The organism is Halosimplex rubrum, from assembly GCF_013415885.1.
Taxonomy (GTDB): Archaea; Halobacteriota; Halobacteria; order Halobacteriales; family Haloarculaceae; genus Halosimplex; species Halosimplex rubrum.
In genome coordinates, this window is the sequence record NZ_CP058910.1 from 4,383,012 (window position 1) to 4,399,279 (window position 16,268).

Annotated in this window: 11 protein-coding genes and 1 pseudogene; 6 read left to right on the plus strand and 6 right to left on the minus strand. The window is 70.0% G+C overall.

The window, feature by feature from the left end:
* Window positions 1–133 precede the first annotated feature (133 nt).
* Entirely contained in the window at window positions 134–2,296 is a 2,163-nt protein-coding gene (locus HZS55_RS21945) for a periplasmic substrate-binding domain-containing protein (RefSeq protein ID WP_246308323.1), read from the plus strand.
* A gap of 509 nt (window positions 2,297–2,805) precedes the next feature.
* On the opposite strand, the gene HZS55_RS21950 is transcribed toward HZS55_RS21945, so the two are convergent.
* Window positions 2,806–3,426 carry a VOC family protein gene (locus tag HZS55_RS21950; protein ID WP_179909658.1) on the minus strand — a complete coding sequence of 207 codons (621 nt, stop codon included), beginning with the start codon at window positions 3,424–3,426 and terminating at the stop codon, window positions 2,806–2,808.
* Between the two features lie 102 nt (window positions 3,427–3,528).
* Between HZS55_RS21950 and HZS55_RS21955 the strand changes: the two genes are divergently transcribed.
* On the plus strand, window positions 3,529–4,764 hold the full coding sequence (locus HZS55_RS21955; RefSeq protein ID WP_179909659.1) for an iron-containing alcohol dehydrogenase family protein: 1,236 nt from the start codon (window positions 3,529–3,531) through the stop codon (window positions 4,762–4,764).
* A gap of 497 nt (window positions 4,765–5,261) precedes the next feature.
* On the opposite strand, the gene HZS55_RS21960 is transcribed toward HZS55_RS21955, so the two are convergent.
* Entirely contained in the window at window positions 5,262–6,017 is a 756-nt protein-coding gene (locus HZS55_RS21960) for a pirin family protein (RefSeq protein ID WP_179909660.1), read from the minus strand.
* 722 nt (window positions 6,018–6,739) lie between these two features.
* On the opposite strand from HZS55_RS21960, the gene HZS55_RS21965 reads away from it, so the two are divergent.
* Window positions 6,740–7,720 carry a glycoside hydrolase family 5 protein gene (locus tag HZS55_RS21965; RefSeq protein ID WP_179909661.1) on the plus strand — a complete coding sequence of 327 codons (981 nt, stop codon included), beginning with the start codon at window positions 6,740–6,742 and terminating at the stop codon, window positions 7,718–7,720.
* Between the two features lie 59 nt (window positions 7,721–7,779).
* Window positions 7,780–8,649 (plus strand): NAD-dependent epimerase/dehydratase family protein, encoded by an 870-nt coding sequence (locus tag HZS55_RS21970; protein WP_179909662.1) that lies wholly within the window; start codon window positions 7,780–7,782, stop codon window positions 8,647–8,649.
* Window positions 8,650–8,766: 117 nt separating this feature from the next.
* On the opposite strand, the gene HZS55_RS21975 is transcribed toward HZS55_RS21970, so the two are convergent.
* Complete coding sequence (locus tag HZS55_RS21975; RefSeq protein ID WP_179907699.1) at window positions 8,767–11,307, minus strand: hypothetical protein; 2,541 nt, start codon at window positions 11,305–11,307, stop codon at window positions 8,767–8,769.
* Between the two features lie 198 nt (window positions 11,308–11,505).
* Here HZS55_RS21975 and HZS55_RS21980 point away from each other — a divergent pair, with 198 nt between their 5' ends.
* Entirely contained in the window at window positions 11,506–11,928 is a 423-nt protein-coding gene (locus tag HZS55_RS21980; RefSeq protein ID WP_246308324.1) for a hypothetical protein, read from the plus strand.
* Window positions 11,929–11,976: 48 nt separating this feature from the next.
* On the opposite strand, the gene HZS55_RS21985 is transcribed toward HZS55_RS21980, so the two are convergent.
* Window positions 11,977–12,930, minus strand: a complete 954-nt coding sequence (locus tag HZS55_RS21985; RefSeq protein ID WP_179909663.1) for a hypothetical protein — start codon at window positions 12,928–12,930, stop codon at window positions 11,977–11,979.
* Between the two features lie 70 nt (window positions 12,931–13,000).
* Window positions 13,001–13,666, minus strand: coding sequence for a GNAT family N-acetyltransferase (locus HZS55_RS21990; protein WP_179909664.1), 666 nt, complete (start codon window positions 13,664–13,666; stop codon window positions 13,001–13,003).
* Window positions 13,667–13,820: 154 nt separating this feature from the next.
* Here HZS55_RS21990 and HZS55_RS21995 point away from each other — a divergent pair, with 154 nt between their 5' ends.
* A complete protein-coding gene (locus HZS55_RS21995; RefSeq protein WP_179909665.1) occupies window positions 13,821–15,302 on the plus strand; it encodes an outer membrane protein assembly factor BamB family protein in 1,482 nt (493 codons plus the stop codon).
* A gap of 44 nt (window positions 15,303–15,346) precedes the next feature.
* On the opposite strand, the pseudogene HZS55_RS22000 reads toward HZS55_RS21995, so the two are convergent.
* Window positions 15,347–15,907 (minus strand): annotated as a pseudogene (locus HZS55_RS22000) (MutS-related protein); the annotation flags it as partial.
* Window positions 15,908–16,268 lie beyond the last annotated feature (361 nt).

Here is a 16,268-nt window from a genome sequence, read left to right on the forward strand (position 1 = left end):
CGTATTCGTTTCTCAATTTGAAACTCGATGGGGCGAACCGGCCGTGCTTTCGGTGGACCGGACCGACCGTTCCACAGTGCCGGGAGCAGTCACGTGCAAAAGTTTATGTACTATCCGTGGAACCCTGGGACGTATGCGGGATAGTACCAGTCTGCGTGACCAGCTGTCACGTCGTCAGTACGCACAGTTGTTGGCCGGAGTGGGCGCGGTGGGCCTGGCCGGGTGTCCGTCGGGGAGCGGCGGAGACTCGACGGACGAACCGGAGGAGACGGACGACCCCGCGGCGACACCGACCGCGACGCCGACCGACGAGGCGGACGGGTCGGAGACCGACTCGGGCACCGAGAGTCCGACGCCGCTGGGCGAGCCCGCGACCGACGTGGTTCGGGTGTTCCAGGCCAACTCGCCGGACGTCTTCGACGGGAACGTCTGGGCGCCCCAGGACAACACGACCGGGATCGCGTTCATGACGGATCTCCAGGCGGTGCGGAACGTCCACACGCGCCAGATGGCCTACAGCGGCGTCGAGTTCGAGACGCCGTGGAAGCCCCGAACCGACAGCGTCTCCGTCATGACCTGGTACAGCGGGTACGAGGTCGACGCGCCCTACGACGTCTACGAGACCCACGACGACCGGGCGACGTACTGGAACGGCGACCCGCTCGACGCCGAGGCCCGCGAGACGCACTTCCACGTCGACTACTTCCAGGCGGGCAACAAGTTCACCGAGGACACCGCCTTCACGCAGGAGGCGGCCAGCCAGTGGGAGTACCACTGGTGGAACACCGACGGGAGCGACGGGCTCCCGGACGACGCGCAGGCGGAACACGTTCTGGCGTCGCAGGCGGCGCCCAACGACGGGGACATGCCGATCCACCCGGACTTCACGCAGCCCTATCTCGAACAGTATCAGGACGCCAGCAGCACGGACGAGGTCTCGTCGGTGACGGACGAGCTGGTGAGCGACCGCATCTCGCTGCAGCGGCTGATGGAGAACGGCTGGGGGAGCGGCCCCTACGAGATCCGCTCGGAAGACGGCATCGGGTCGGCGGAGCTCACGCTGCGTCTGCGCGACGAGGCCGCCGCCGAGGCGGGCGACACGGCGACCGCGCACCCCAACGCCGCCAACACGAACGTCCCGAAGCTGGCGATCCAGTGGGGCGACGGCGAACGCCGACAGACGCTGGCGAGCAACGGCGCACTCGACCTCAACGGCAACATCGTCGCGCCGAACGGCCTCTACTCGCGCGAGACGCTCCCCGACCACATGCAGGAGCTGACTCGCTGGCTGCGCTCGGAGGGCGGTGACAAGTGGCGGCTCAACTGGAACAACCCGCACCTCCAGAACCTCTGGGTGCGCCGCGCGCTGGTCGCCGCGGTCGACTGGAACGCGGCCGGGGCCAACGGCTGGGGCGACGCCCGGTCGGTCCCCATCGAGAACCACACCTACATGCTCGACGCCCAGTCGCAGTCGGTGTTCTCCGGGGAGTTCCTCGACAGCCTCCACGCGTGGCCGATGGAGTCCGACACCGAGGCGGCCGCCGAGTACCTCCGACGGGGCGGCTACAGCAAGCAGGGCGGCCAGTGGGTCGACGCCACCGGCAACCCCGCGACGATCGACGTCATCTTCCCCTCCTCCATCGCCGACTACGCCGGCGCCGCCCAGACGATCCGGGCGAACCTCTCGAACTTCGGCTTCGGCGTCAACTTCTCCAGTCAGGGGTGGTCGACCTGGTCGAACAACCTCAGGGCCGACAACGGTCTCAACTACGATTCGTCCGTCTTCTGGCACGGCTACGGCGAACCGTTCAACTACTACAACTCCAGCGCCGGCTGGGTCTCCGGCTCCCTCGTGATGGGCAAGGCCGACGCCCCGACCCAGCGGGTCGACCCCGACACCGAGACGGACGCCCAGGGCAAGCCCCTGCAGGTCGAGATCCCCTCGGAGGTCGGCTCCATCGAGGCGCCCGACGAGGCGGGGATCGACCCCGACCTCTCGGACGGCGAGGAGATCAACCTCGCCAGCATCGTCCACGAGATCCGCGAGCCCGGCGCCACCGAGGAGGAGATCCAGGAGCTGTACCGCAAGTGCGCCCGGTACTACAACTACTACCTCCCGCACTTCGTGTTCCACCAGTACAACTGGGGCGCCTGGGGCAACGTCCGGGACTTCGAGTGGCCGGACCCCGGCCACCGCGGGTTCGACTTCGAGCGCGGCTTCGGCATCAGCACCGCCCTGATCCTCGGCGGCCTCGTCGAAGCCAGCTACGACACGGAGTTCCAGCTGCCGGAGTGAACGCGACCGCCCGGCACGCCCGGGCGGCCGCCGCCGGACCCATCGGTCCCGAAACCGGCGTCCTCCGGGAAGGGGCCGCCCACACCGCCTGATGCCCACCGGCTCGACGCCCCGCCGACGCATCGGATCGTCACCCGGACCCGTCCGGCCGCACTCCGCCACCGCGGAACCGGGTCCCGAACCACTCCTTGTCACCACCACCGACCGTCGAAAATACAAATAAGAATTGCATTATATTCAAGTTCCTCCCAGATGAGTTTCGATATCGGTCGGATCTGGAGTCGAACCGCGAAAGTGCCCTGATAGACCAGTATCGACAGTTTCACGACTGTTTTCTAATTTTCCAGTCAGAATCGCTCGCCGATCGATTCGGAGCTGTTTTCGTCGCGTTAATCGCGGAAGGACACCGCTACGGCCGATTCCTTCGATCCGGCGTCTATCTTCGGTCGATCACAGCTTCAGACAAACAATATGTGTTCGAGATCGATAGGATTCGACTTTCGAGGTGATCAACCGCCGTAGTCGCGGCCGGCGGCGGCGGTGTCGAGGTCGCGTTCTTCGGCGTCGATCCCGAGGTCGTCGAGAGCGGCGCGCACGTGCTTCGAGGCGACGAACTCGGCGCCGTCGTCAACGCGGCGTGCGTGGGCGCGGGCGAGCACCTCGCCGCGGCGGTCGTCGGGGATCGCGAACTTGTCGGCGACGAGTTCGACGGTGAGGCCGTTGTTGTCCTCGGTGTACAGCGCGTGGAAGGCGCCGCGGTCGTACTCGTCGACGGGGTAGCCCGCCTCGCGGAGGTCGTCGCGGATCTCCGCGACGCGGCGGTGGTCGATCCGGTAGGCGACGTGGTGGACGTCGCCGCGGTCGGGGTCGTGGTCGTCGGTCGACTCGCGCTCCTCGGAGACGAACGCCGTGAGCAGGCGCCCGTCGCCGGTATCGAAGTAGAGGTGGGTCAGTTCGCTCCGGTCGAGGTTGGGCTGGCGGAGCACGAGCGCCATGCCGAGGATGTCGCGGTAGAACTCGACGGTGTCTTCGACGCTCGTCCCCTCGATCGTGACGTGGTCGGTGCCCTCGACGCCGACGACGCTGTCGGGTCGGTCGGCGCCCACGGGCGGGTCTGTCGGGTCGGACACGACGGCGGTTACTACGGGAGCGCGCGAATATACCTTGCGACCGCGAGCGTCGGCGGACCGCGGCCCGGTGGACTTATGCCTCGATCGGCCGAATTCGCGGGCATGACTCCCGGTGGCGGCGGCTCCGAGCGTCGATTCGTCTTCGACTACGACCCCGGCGAACTCCGGTGTCGCCGGGGTGCGGTCGCGGACCTGGGCGAGGTGCTCGCCGACCGCGAGCGCGGCGACGCGCTCGTGGTCACCGGCTCGAACGTCGGCGCCAACCGCGACGTGATGGCCCCCGTCGAGGCCGGCCTCGGCGACCGCCTCGCCGGCGTCTTCGACGAGACGACGCCCGAGAAGTACCTCCGGACGGGGCTCGACGCGGCCGAGCGCGTCCGCGAGGACGACGTCGACGCCCTCGTCGCCGTCGGGAGCGGCAGCAGCCTCGACGTGGCGAAGGTCGCCAGCGCGCTCTCGACCCACGACGACCTCCGTGCGGCCGCCGAGCGGTCGGTCGAGTCGGGCGCGGTGGCGGTCGCCGAAGACCGCGACCCGACCCCGATCGTCGCCGTGCCGACGACGCTCGCCGGCGCGGATCTGTCGGTCATCGCGGGCGTGAGCCTCTCACTCGACCCCGCGGGCGTCCCCGACCGCGAGATCCCCAACGGGTCGGTCGGCGACCGCCGGCTGATGCCGACGGCGCTGGTCTACGACCTGGCGCTGTTCGAGACGACGCCGAAGGGCGTGCTCTGTGCCTCGGCGATGAACGGCTTCGACAAGGCCGTCGAGTGTCTGTACTCCCCCTATCGCACGCCCGTCACCGACGGCACCGCGACCCGCGCGCTCTCGCTCATGAGGTCCGGCTTCGAGACGCTCCCCGACGCGGAGATGGACGAGGACGACCTCTACGACGCGGTCGCCGGCGTCGTCCTCGCGCAGTACGGCATCTCGACGCCCGACGTGTATCGCGCCTCCGTGATCCACGCCTTCGGCCACGGCTTCTCCCACGACTACGACGCCCACCAGGGGACCGTCCACGGCATCCTCGCGCCGCACGTCCTCCGGTACGTCTTCGGCGAGGTCGACGGCCGCCGGGAGTTACTCGCCGAAGCGTTCGGCGTCGACGACGACGGGGCGACCGACGACGACCTCGCCGAGAACGTGATCGACGCGGTCGCCGCCGTCAGCGACGACCTGGGACTGCCCGACCGACTCCGCGACCTCGACGGCCTCTCCCGCGAGGACTTCCCCGCCATCGCCGCGGAGATCCGCGACGACGGCCTGATGGCGTCCGCGCCGGAGGGGCTGGACCCCACGACCGACGACATCGAGGGCGTCCTCGACGACGCCTGGTGAACGGACCGGACTCGACGAAGCCTGGTGAACAGGTGTAGTGGCGCGCGCTGTCGAGCGTGCCCGCCTCGTGGCGGGCCGCTCGAACTAGTCGTGCGAGGGATGAGAAGCGCAGCTTGCGAGCATCGCAATCGGTTGGGGAGGCTCGTGGCCGTCTTTGGTTGCTGTCGCAGTGCAGTTCCTGGCGGACTGAAAGGGCGAGGCGCGCTCGCGTTCATGTAGTCGCCTGAGCGGGCCCTATCCGCGCGGGCGGTGCGGAGAGCGCGGATATCCCGTCTCAGCGACCGCGAGAGCGAGGGCGACCGGAGGGAGCCCTCGTCAACGCGAACGGGGAGCGAAGTGACCCGTGAGCGAGCGCGACGAGGGCTTTCATCGCTTGCTGTCTCCTGCGGTCGATCCGACAGCTAGCGAGCGCGTCGAGGGCTTTCGACGCTTGCTGGTTCCTGCGGTTTCGACTCCAGCTAGCGAGCTAACCGTGAACGTTCCTCGAACGTCACGATTTACTCCACGAAGGGGCCGCGCTGGACGATCGGCTCGCCGTGCGGTGCGCCGGCGATAGCGGCCAGCCGAACTCCCTCGTCGCTCTCGACGGTGACGCGCGTCTCCTCAGTGATACCGTCCAGCAGCGCGAACTCCTCGGTGCCGAACTCCGCCCCGTCCACGGTCCCCGACCCGTCGACCCCGTAGAGGAAGCCCGACCAGCCAGCCGGCGGGTCCCAGGTCCACGACCCCTCGACGGTCACGTCGAGGTATGTCACGTCGGTCGCCAGCTCGATCGGCGAGCCCTCGCCGACGACGGTCGTCACCGTCGCGTCCCCGGCGTCTTCGGTCGGTAGATCGTCGCCGCTTACGTCCTGAAACACGGGGTCGTCGTCCTTGCGGTCGCGGGGGAGGTTCACCCACAGTTGGAGCCCGTTGCAGGGCGCGCCGTCGGCCGGGAGTTCGGAGTGCTCGATGCCGCTCCCGGTCGTGATCCGCATCGCGTCACCCGGGTAGGCGGTGTGGGATTCGCCCAGCGAGTCCTCGTGGACCATCCCGCCCTCGACCATGTACGAGACGATCTCGAACCCGCGATGGGGGTGGGTCGAAAAGCCCTGGTCGGCCGCGATGAAGAAGCGCTCGAAGACGACGAACGGGTCGAGGTGGTCCCGGACCGGCGTCGGCATCACCCGGTTCCCGCGCATCCCGCCTTGATGCGTGATGTCCGTCGCAGTCTGTACCCCGACGCCCTCGCCCGCCCGCTCGTTCGGTTCCATTTACCGTCTGGTAAAGTCCGGGCGAACTAATACTCCGCGGTCGATGACGGACCCGCGCATTTATATATACTATCTTAATATTGGAAGATCTAGTCTGATTTCTGTCTTATTTCGGTCGTCGTGTGAGCGTGTTTGTTGAGCAGATGTTTCAGCAGATCGATGCACGAATCGAAGTCGAGTGACAGCGGCCACCGGGACTGCGGAGAGTCGAAAGCCCTCGGCGCGCTCGCTCACGGTTCGCTTCGCTCACCGTTCGCGTTGACGAGGGCTTCCTTCGGTCGCCCTCGCTCTCGCGGTTGCTGAGCGGGATATCCTCACTTCGTTCGGATAGTGCCGGCTCAGCAACGCTGTTCACTCCGTTCACCGCGAGCCCGCCTCGCCCTTCAGTCCGCCAGGTGATTCCGCTACCGCATGGCCCAGCACCGCGCCACACACCTCCCCAACCGATTGCGGTGCTCGCTTCGCTGCGCTCCTCATCCACCGACGGAGCGAGCTCCGACGAGCCTTCGCTCGTGAACTCGCGAAGACCTCGCACGGCTCTGTCGCGGCACGGAGGCCGCGACAGCGCGCGCCACCGCAACCGCTAACTGCATCACCTGCACCGTCCATTGGAGGGAAACTAGTCAGAAGTTTTTGTATAAGTGATTTATTATGTGTATCGAAACGGGGCGCGGACTTCCGGGAGTCGCACACTTAACTCGGACGCGCCCGGGCGGGGAGCCATGGACGTGAACGCGAGTTCGCTGCCGCGGTGGCGCGGGTTCAACCTGCAGGCGAAGTTTATGGCGGACGACGAGGAGCGCTTCCGCGAGGAAGACTTCGAGTGGATGGCCGAGTGGGGCTTCGACTTCGCCCGGCTACCGATGGACTACCGCTGCTGGACCGGCGACGACTGGCTCGACTTCGACGAGGACGCCCTCGAAGAGATCGACGAGGCCGTCGAGTACGGTCGGAAACACGGGGTTCACGTCAACCTCAACTTCCACCGCGGGCCGGGCTTTACCGTCGCCGACCCGCCCGAGGAGACGGATCTCTGGACCGACGCCGAGACGCAGGCGGCGTTCGCCGAGCACTGGCGCCGGTTCGCCGAGCGCTACGAGGGAATCCCGAGCGAGGAGCTGAGCTTCGACCTGATCAACGAGCCGGCGGAGACGAGCCACGGCGCCTACGCCGAGGTGGTTCGGGACACCGTCGCGGCGATCCACGCGGTCGACCCCGACCGGCTCGTCGTGGCCGACGGGATGCGCTACGGTCGCGAACCCGTCTTCGAACTCGCCGACGTGGACTGCGTGCAGTCGACCCGCGGCTACGACCCGTTTCCGCTCACCCACCACGAGGCCGAGTGGACAGACGTGGCCCTCGACGAACCGCCGACGTGGCCCTACGTCGACGACGCGGGGAAGGTCCACGACCGCGAGTGGCTGCGAGCGACCCGGATCGCCCAGTGGGAGCGCCTCGAATCGACGGGCGTCGGCGTCCACGTCGGCGAATGGGGCGTCTACAACCACACGCCCCACGACGTGACGCTGGCGTGGATGGAAGACGCCCTCTCGCTGTGGCAGGAAGTCGGCTGGGGCTGGGCGCTGTGGAACTTCCGCGGCCCCTTCGGGATCCTCGACAGCGAGCGGACCGACGTCGACTACGAGGACTGGCACGGCCACGATCTGGACCGGGAGATGCTGGAACTGCTGCAGGAGTACTGAGTCACGGTTCGAATTTCCCCGGTCGGTAGCTATTTTCGGCGGTCCGCCCACTCCCGCCCATGAGCATCGACCGCGTGGCCGTGACCGGCGGCAACGGCACGATCGGCGAGGCGATCCTCCGCGAGTTCGACGACGCCGGCTACGGGACCGTCGATCTGTCCCGCGGGGAGCGCCGCGAGGACGTGGCCGATAGCTACCGCACGACCGACCTCCTCGACGCCGGCGAGACCTACGGCTCGCTCGCCGCGAGCGACGCCGACGCGGTCGTCCACATGGGCACGCTCCCCTCGCCCGTCAGCCACCCCGAACACGTCACCTTCGAGAGCAACGCGATGTCCGCCTACCACGTCCTCGAAGCCGCCACCGAACTCGGGCTGGCGGCCGTCGTCCTCCCCTCCAGCATCAACGTCATGGGCGCCGACTACCAGGACGCGCCGACGGACGTGCGCTATCTCCCCGTCGACGAGGACCACCCGCTCACGCCGCGGGACCCCTACGCGCTCGGCAAACGCACTACCGAGGTCCTCGGCGACGGGTTCGGCCGCCGCTCGGATGCCCCACAGATCGCCTCGCTCCGGTACCCCTGGGTCGCGACCGACGAGCGGCTCCGCGAGCGGTTCGGCGAGGCCGACCGCTCGCTGGCCGCCGTGCGCGACAGCGGTCGCTCGACGCTGTTCTCCTATCTCCACGTCGCCGACGCGGCGTCCGTCGCCCGCCGGGCCGCCGAGGCCGACTTCGACGGCCACGAGGCGTTCTGGGCCGTCGCCGCCGACACGAACGTCGACGCGCCCTCCGAGCGGGTCGCCGCCGAGTGCTACCCCGACGCCGAACGTCGCGGCTCGCTCGACGGCCACGAGTCGCTCGTCTCGACGGCGAAAGCCCGCGAACTGCTCGGCTGGGAACCCCGACACAGCTGGCGGGACGACTGAGTCCCGTCGAGAGCCGGGGCGACCGGCGCAGTGCGAGTCCGTCCGGCGAACGAAGCGATCGCTGCGAGGAGTGGGGTGGGACCGCGAAAATCGAACCGCGGGGGTTACTGCCGCTCGTTACCGGTCGGCGGCGGCCGCGGCGGTTCCGGATTCGCTGCCGGAATCGCTCGAATCGCCGCCGGAGCCGCTCGCGGAGCCGCCCGCGGAACTCCCGCCGGAGTCGCCGTCGGAGCCGCTCGACTCGTCGCCGTCACCGCCGACGACGCCGCCCTCGTCGGGTTCGCCGGAGTCGTCGGTCGCGTTCGTCGACTCGACGACCTCGACGGGCACGGTGATCGGGTCGGGGACGGTGTAAGGGGTGCCGTCCTCGCCGACGACCCAGTCGACGCGGAACGTGACGGTGTTGTTGCCGGTCGCGACCGACTCGTCGCCGAAGCGCTCGGTCCCAACTTCGAGGATGCCGACCTCGACCGACCCGTTGCCGGTGCTCGCATCGAACGCGCTCGTTTCGGTGGTCGCCTCGCCGCCGCCGATACCGGCACCGGCGGAGATCCGCGAGGCGTTGACCTGCAGGTTCAGACGCGGGCGAACGGCGGGCTCGCCCGTGCGGTTGGCCGACAGCGACAGCGCGGTGATGGCGTCGTCGACGCCGGTGAGCGTGACGTTCGCCGCGTCCGTCCCGTCGACGGGGACGGTCAGCGAACTCCGGTTGAGCGAGACGCCGATCTCGCGGCCGGCGTCCTGGGCGACGACGAGCCGTCCGGTGGTGGCGGCGCCCGCCTCGCGGGTGTCGGGGCTCGCGACGGTGACCTCGTAGAGGCCCGCGTCGAGGGCCGCCGCGGAGACGTTCAGGCGGAGTTCGTCGACGGTCCCGACCTCGATGCGGGCGACCTGGCGTCCGTCGACCGTCTCGACGCCGTCGAACCCGTCGACGGTCTCGAAGGCGTTCCGGAGCTCGCCGGCCGAGACGGACTCGCCGTCGCTGTCGGTCACCGAGGCGTGGAGGACGTAGTTCGAGCGCTCGGAGTACAGCGACATGGAGACGCCGTCCTCGCCGGCGGTCGCGTCGACGAACGTCCGGTTGGTGTCGAGGTGGAAGAAGTCCTGACTGCGCAGGTCGAACGCGGCGGCCTCGCGGTCACCGGTGTCGACGACCTCGCCGTCGTCGAGGACGACCGGCTCGCCGTCGGCGTTCCGGAGGACGTACTCCCCGGCGGGGAGCGTCGCCGATTCGAGGACGGTCTCGCCGTCGTCGAAGGCGAGCCGGCGGACGACGTGTGGCTCGAACTCGTCGTGTTCGCCGGGGAGACGGACGAGCTCGTGCGTGTCGCCGGCGGCGCTCGCGTCGGCGAACCGGAGGTTCTGCCCGCGGTAGGCCGTCTCGTTGGAGGTCGGTCCGCCGTCGGCCTCGAAGGCGTACTCGCCGTCGTCGCCCCGGGGCACGTCGACGGACGCCGTGTTCACCGTGTAGTTGCCGACGAGGGCGTTCTCGACGCCGGCCAGCGTGACGGTGTCGGCGCCGAGGTGGGTCGCGGTCACCGAACCGGTGAACTCGGCGGGCTCGACGAACTGCTGGGCGCCGTCGGCGTCGACGCCGCGGAGGCGCAGGGTCGTCGCGCCGTCGAGCGAGTACTCCCCCCGTTCGAGCAGGAGGACGCCGCCGTCGCGGGCGACGGCCTGCTGGACGTTCGCGCGGGCGTCGGTGCCGTAGACGCGGCTCCAGCGCGTGACGCCGTCGTCGTCGAGGCGGCTGACCCAGGCGTTCGAACTGGACGCGCCGCCGAAGGTGGACTGGGTGCCCGCGAGGAGGACGCCGCCGTCGTCGGTCGGGACCGCGCCGACGACGCGCTGGTCGACGCTCCCCCGGACGGTCCGGTTGAGTTCGACCGCGCCCGAGGCGCTGGTCTGCAACACCCAGGGGTTCGAGTAGCCGGTCGTCCCGGCGACGAGGAACCCGTCGTCGGTCGCTCGGAGCGTCGAGGGCTCGGCGGCGATCCCGTAGGTCTCGGACCAGATGGCGTCGCCGCCGGTCAGTTCGGCCAAGCGGACGCCGTCGCCGCCGGGCAGTGCGTGGGTGACCGCGACGCCCTGGTCGGTCGCGCGGAGCGTCTCACCGGTCGCTCCGACGCCCGCGTAGCCGCTCGCGTTGATCTCGTGTCGCCAGGTCAGGTCGCCGTCCGCGGTGAGGTGGACGACCTCGGTGGTCGTCTCCGGCGGATACGACTCGACCTCCGACGGCTGCGTCGAGACGAGCGCGTACACGTCGCCGTCGTCGTCGACTTCGATCTCGGCGATCTGGGTCGTCGCGTTCACGGTCGAGAACGTCCGCTGCCAGACGGTGCGGTCGTCCTCGACGCGCACGACCGACCCGTTCACCGTCCGGGGCACGTCGCGGACGCTGTAGTTCTCGGGCAGCACCGTGCCGCCGGCGACCGTCGCGTCGTCGGTCTTCTCGATCGCCGTCGGGACGACGTCTCCGTACGGACTGTTCGACTGGGCGTCGGCCGCGAGCGCGTCCGATCCGGCGGGCGCGTCAGCCGCTGCCGACGAGTTGGAGGGCCCTGCGGCGAGCGCACCGGCCGGTACCACGGCGACGAGGGTACCGACGACGACCAGTGCGGCCAGCCAGCAGGCTGTCGCTGTCTGTTCGCGAGGCATGTACACCGACCGACACCGCCACGTACCGAGTAGGTACCGCTTGCTCAAAGAGAGCCTTTAGTCACGGGTTCGCACGCCCGCGCGGTCGCACGCCAGCGGGGGCGACCGAGCCCGCTCGCCCGACCGAGGCGCCGCCGAGCGGTCCGCCGGCGACCCTCGCGCCCGACGTTTTTATCGGTCGGGGGCGTAGGTGGACGCGTGCCAGTTGGATTCGAGCCCTCCGAGATTCCGTGTTACGAGGACGCGGCCGAGCGCGACGCCGCCTACGAGCGCGCCGAGCGCGAAGGGACGCCCTTCTTCGCCGTCGAGCGCTACGACGAGGGGTACGCCGTGACGTACGACCTGCTGCCCGCGGGGTGGGAGCTCTCGAAGCCCGCGCGGAAGGAACTCGACGAACGGCTCACGCGCGAACTGGAGGACCTCGTCGGCGACGAGTCGGTCCCGACGGGGGAGGTGAGCAAGAGCGTCGGCGACTCGCTGGGGAGCGTCTCGCTGTTCGAGCGCGAGCGGACGGCCCGACGGGTCGCCGCCGTCGCCGCGCGGATCGCACTCGACGAGAGCAACTGGGTCGAGGCCTCGCCGCCCGAGGACGCGACCGGCACCGAGTTCCGCCGGAACTGAGCGCCCGACGGTTCTCCCCCGATCTGCTCCGCCCCGCTCCGGACGCCGCTAGGTCGCCTCGTCGAGCGCGTCCTCGGCCCACGCCGCGGGGACGACGAGCAGCTGATCGTCGGCCGACAGGGCGTCGCTCGTCGCGAAGACGACGCCGTCGCCGCTCTCGACGGCCATCGGACCGCCGGAAGCGTCGTCCCAGTGGTCGGTCACCTCGTCGGGGACGGTCAGGACCCGGTCGTCGTCGACAGTCGTGCTGGCGACGTAGTCGACACCGTCACCGCCCTGAACCGGGTCGAACCGCCCCGAGACGACCACCGTCCCGTCCTCGCGGACCCCCCAGTGGGCCTCCCCGCCGAGCGTGAGAAACTCCCGATTGAACGCCACCTGGGGGACCGGGATCTCGTTGCTGTGCTCGTCGAACGCGGCCTCGCCCAGCCGGTCGTAGTCGATCGGTTCGCCGGACTCGGCGTCGGCGACAGTTTCGCCCTCGTCGACCTCAGCGTCGTCGGCCGCGCCACCGGCCGCTCTCTCTCCGGGCGCCGCGTCGGTATCCGGGCTCGCTTCGTCGCTCGCGGGGGTCGCCCCGTCGATGTCGGGGGCGGTGTCGACCACGTCCGACGCCGCCTCGCCGCCGGCGTGGTCGGTCCCGTTTCCCGACTCACCCACGGCGTCGAGGTCGGGACCGGTGTCGACGACCTCCGACTCGTCGATGTCGATGGGCTCGCCGCTCGGTTCGCGGCCGGCGCGCCGCTGGACGGCCGCCACTGCCAGCAGGGCGCCGCCGACGGCCATCCGACTGAGCCCGCGCGCCCGCTCTCCGGCGCGCAGCGATCGGATCCCCCGAAGGACGGCGGCGCCGCCGAGGACGCCGGCCAGCGTTCCCGACTGCGCGTATCCGCGAAGCCGCGTGGACAGCGCCGACGGGACGCCGCTCTCCTCGTCGCCCTCGCCGGACCGTTCCGCGTCTTCGGTCGCGGCCGTGCCGTAGCTGGTGTCTCCCGGAGTCATGTCTCGCAGTTGGAACGGCGGACGTAAATCCGTGCGGCCGGCCATCGCTCCCGCCCCACCCGTCGCCGCCTCAGTCCGACGCCGCCGGGTCCGGACCGCTCCGGTCGCCGACTTCGACGGCGCCGTTCCGAACGACGGGCGGGTGACGGAACAGCGCGGTCGACCCCGCGTCGAGCGGCCGGCGCATCCGGACGGCGCCCATGCGACGGCCGCCCTCGAAGGAGGCCTCGGACTCCGTCTCGAAGCCGAGTTCGTCGTAGACGTGCCGGGCGGCGCGATTGGTCGGTTCGACGACCAGCGTGAGCGCGTCGCGGTCGGCGACGGCCGCCGCCGCGAGGACGTGTTTGCTCACCTCCGTCCCGATGCCCCGACCCTGGTAGTCCTGGTGGACGAAGACGGCGAACTCCGGTTCGGCCGCGTCGGTCGGCGTGTACAGCGCGTGGCCGACCGGGCCGTCCTCGCCGGTCACGACGAAGTTACAGCCGTCTTCGAGACAGTCGTCGACCCACTCTTCGAGCCGCGGGCGGTGGCGCGGCGGCAACCCCTGGGCCTGCTCGCCCGGCGCGAAGTCGTCGTACATCTCGACCAGCGCCGCCCGGTCGGCGGCCGTCGCCGGCCGAACCACCCACGCCTCGCCCGCCGCGTCGACGAACCGCGGACACCGCGGCGGGCAGTGAGCCGTCCCCTCGCACTCCTCGGGCGCCCAGTACGTACACGTCCCGTCGGCGTCGGTCATACCCGAACGTCTCTCCCCGACGGGGTTAAGGGGGGAACCGCGCTCTCAGTCTCCGGGAACGGTCGGACGACCGCAGGTCAGTGACCGCCTTCGGTCTTCAGCGCTCCTTTGATCCTTCAGAAGGCCCTTTCCGGTACCGGATGTGGGTCCGCACATGCCGACTCGACGCCGGACCCTCGCGCTCGCCGCGGGGCTGGTCGCCACAGCCGGCTGTCTCGGCGACGGTGACGCCGCGACCGGAACCGATCCGCCGAGCGACGACGCGACGCCGACGGACCGCCCGACGACCGGACAGACGGACGACGTCGCTCCCTCCGAGACGCCCACGCCGGCGCCCGACGGCACGCCCACCGTCGCCGGGACCGACGAGCCGCGGAAGACGGCCGACCGGGCCACGCCCGCACCGCCGGCCACAGTCACCCGCGTCTCGGGCGAGCTCCCCGACTGGACCGCCGACCGCTGGATCGACACCGACTACGCGCAGGTCCTCGGCCTCGACGCCGGTGACCGACGGCTCTACGTCACGATGAGCAACGACGGCGGCCGGTCGGCGGTCGCGGCACTGTCGCCCGACTCCGCCGCATTCGACTGGGTCCAGTCGTTCGCCGGCGAGGCCGAAGCGGGCTCGCACCACGAACCGACCGACGCCACCGACACCTGGGGCGTGACCGTCGGCGACGGCACCGTCTACAGCGTCCACGGCCGCGGCGAGTCCTACGAGTGGACCGCACTCCACGCCCTCGACGCGGCGACCGGCACCGAACGCTGGTCGTTCGAGCGCGAGCGCCGCCTCGGCATCGCCGGGTTCCTCGACGGCGCGGTCGTCGTCCGCGCGACGGAGTTCTTCGAACCCGAACACAGCCACGACACGCCCGAAGAGCCCCTGGAGACGACGGTCCACGCGGTCGACACCGCCGGCGGCGACTCGCGGTGGTCGGCGTCGGTCGCCGGGCTGTCGGGGCTCGCGGTGGGGTCCGACGCCGTCTACGCCGCGGGCGGTCGGTCGCTGTCGGCCTACGATGCCGGCGGCGACAGGTTGTGGGAGCGGGGCCTCGCTGCCCCCGTTCGGTTGGCCACCGTTCTCGGCGACACGCTCGTCTGCTCGGTCGGCGAGTCGGACGACGACGCCTCGCTCGTCGGGGTCTCGACCGACGGCGAACGACTGTGGGCGCGCCCGCTGTCGGCGCGGTGGTTCGTGCCGACCGACGACCGGCTGTACGTCGGAAACGACTCGGTCGCCGCCGTCGCAGCCGACGGCACCGTCGCCTGGCGCGAGCGCGCCTACGCTCACGACCCGTTGCTCGACGCCGACGAGAATCGGCTGTACACGCGGACCAACCCCCGGATGAACGCCGTCGACGCCTACGACCTGCCCGGCGGCGACCGCCCGTATCGGTTCGTCACTCCCTCGAACAACGGGTGGCCGGTCGCCGCGACGGCCGGGACGCTCGTCGCCGAGGCGATAACCCCGGAGGAGGCCGACTTCACGAGCCTGTTCGCCGTCGACGCCGCGACCGGCGAACCGCGTGCGGTCTACCGCCCGAGCGACTCGGTGTTCAGCGTGACGGGCTTCGAGGGTGCCGTCTACGCCGGCTTCGGAAACGGCAAGCTCGGCGTGTTCCCGAACGTTCGGTAGCGTGCGGTGTCCGCGTCGAAGGCCGCGGCCGTCGACCGCCCCGCTCACTCCTCGTCCAACTCGGCCTGCCAGTCCTGCACTTTCGCCATCAACTCGACCGGGGGCGTCTCGTTCACGTCCAGATCCCGCAGTTCGTCCAGCACCGCCTCGGTCTCGGGGTCAAGGGCGGGTGTGGCGTCCCCCGCCGGCTCGTCGACCGCGTGACTGCCGTCGGTCGCCAGTTGTTCGCCGGAGTCCGACCCGACGGCCGACTCGGTGCCGTCTGCGCCGGCGTCGCCCGTCGTGAACTGCCCGCTGTTCAGGTCGAAGACGGCTTGCGTGGTGCCCGACCCCGAGTCGCTGCCGCGGACCTCGATGGCCTCCTCCTCGCGCAGCCGGTCGAGCACCTCCCGCGAGCGGTCGACGACCGGATCGGGCACGCCCGCCAGGTCGGCGACGTGGATCCCGTAGGAGCGGTCGGTCGGCCCGTCTTCGACCGTCCGCAGGAAGGTCACGTCGCCGTCGCGCTCGTCCGCGGCGACGTGGACGTTCTGGACGCTCGGTAACTCCTCGCCCAGCACCGTCAGTTCGTGGTAGTGCGTGGCGAAGAGCGTCTTCGCTCGCACCCTCGTTTCAACTCGACAGGGGCACAGTTCGCCTGACTAGCTGACAGGCCATTTCGGGACCGAAAACCGATTCTTCGGCCTGCGATTTATTTTCACGATCGGATTTTTTAGCCGGTATAAACAGTCTCTGAGCGGATCTACCAATCGTGTGTGACTGCCCTGCCTGCCGTGGCTCACACCCGCTTTCAGGGGCCGTGGCCCACAGTGCGGTCAGTCGCGACCGAACGGGGATTGGCGGCGGCGAGCGACGGCGGGGAGACACGACTCGGGAGTGTTCATCGGTGCGCCGAGCGTGCGGTTTGTTGGGGGACAATCGTGGGCTGCTGGCGCTCGACTTCGCTCGGCGGGCTGGCCGGTTGGC

Excerpts from the sequence above, each read along its gene's own strand:
- HZS55_RS21945 (WP_246308323.1), top strand. The coding sequence starts at position 134 with ATGCGGGATAGTACCAGTCTGCGTGACCAGCTGTCACGTCGTCAGTAC.
- HZS55_RS21955 (WP_179909659.1), top strand. The coding sequence starts at position 3,529 with ATGACTCCCGGTGGCGGCGGCTCCGAGCGTCGATTCGTCTTCGACTAC.
- HZS55_RS21960 (WP_179909660.1), bottom strand. The coding sequence starts at position 6,017 with ATGGAACCGAACGAGCGGGCGGGCGAGGGCGTCGGGGTACAGACTGCG.
- HZS55_RS21965 (WP_179909661.1), top strand. The coding sequence starts at position 6,740 with ATGGACGTGAACGCGAGTTCGCTGCCGCGGTGGCGCGGGTTCAACCTG.
- HZS55_RS21970 (WP_179909662.1), top strand. The coding sequence starts at position 7,780 with ATGAGCATCGACCGCGTGGCCGTGACCGGCGGCAACGGCACGATCGGC.
- HZS55_RS21975 (WP_179907699.1), bottom strand. The coding sequence starts at position 11,307 with ATGCCTCGCGAACAGACAGCGACAGCCTGCTGGCTGGCCGCACTGGTC.
- HZS55_RS21985 (WP_179909663.1), bottom strand. The coding sequence starts at position 12,930 with ATGACTCCGGGAGACACCAGCTACGGCACGGCCGCGACCGAAGACGCG.
- HZS55_RS21990 (WP_179909664.1), bottom strand. The coding sequence starts at position 13,666 with ATGACCGACGCCGACGGGACGTGTACGTACTGGGCGCCCGAGGAGTGC.
- HZS55_RS21995 (WP_179909665.1), top strand. The coding sequence starts at position 13,821 with ATGCCGACTCGACGCCGGACCCTCGCGCTCGCCGCGGGGCTGGTCGCC.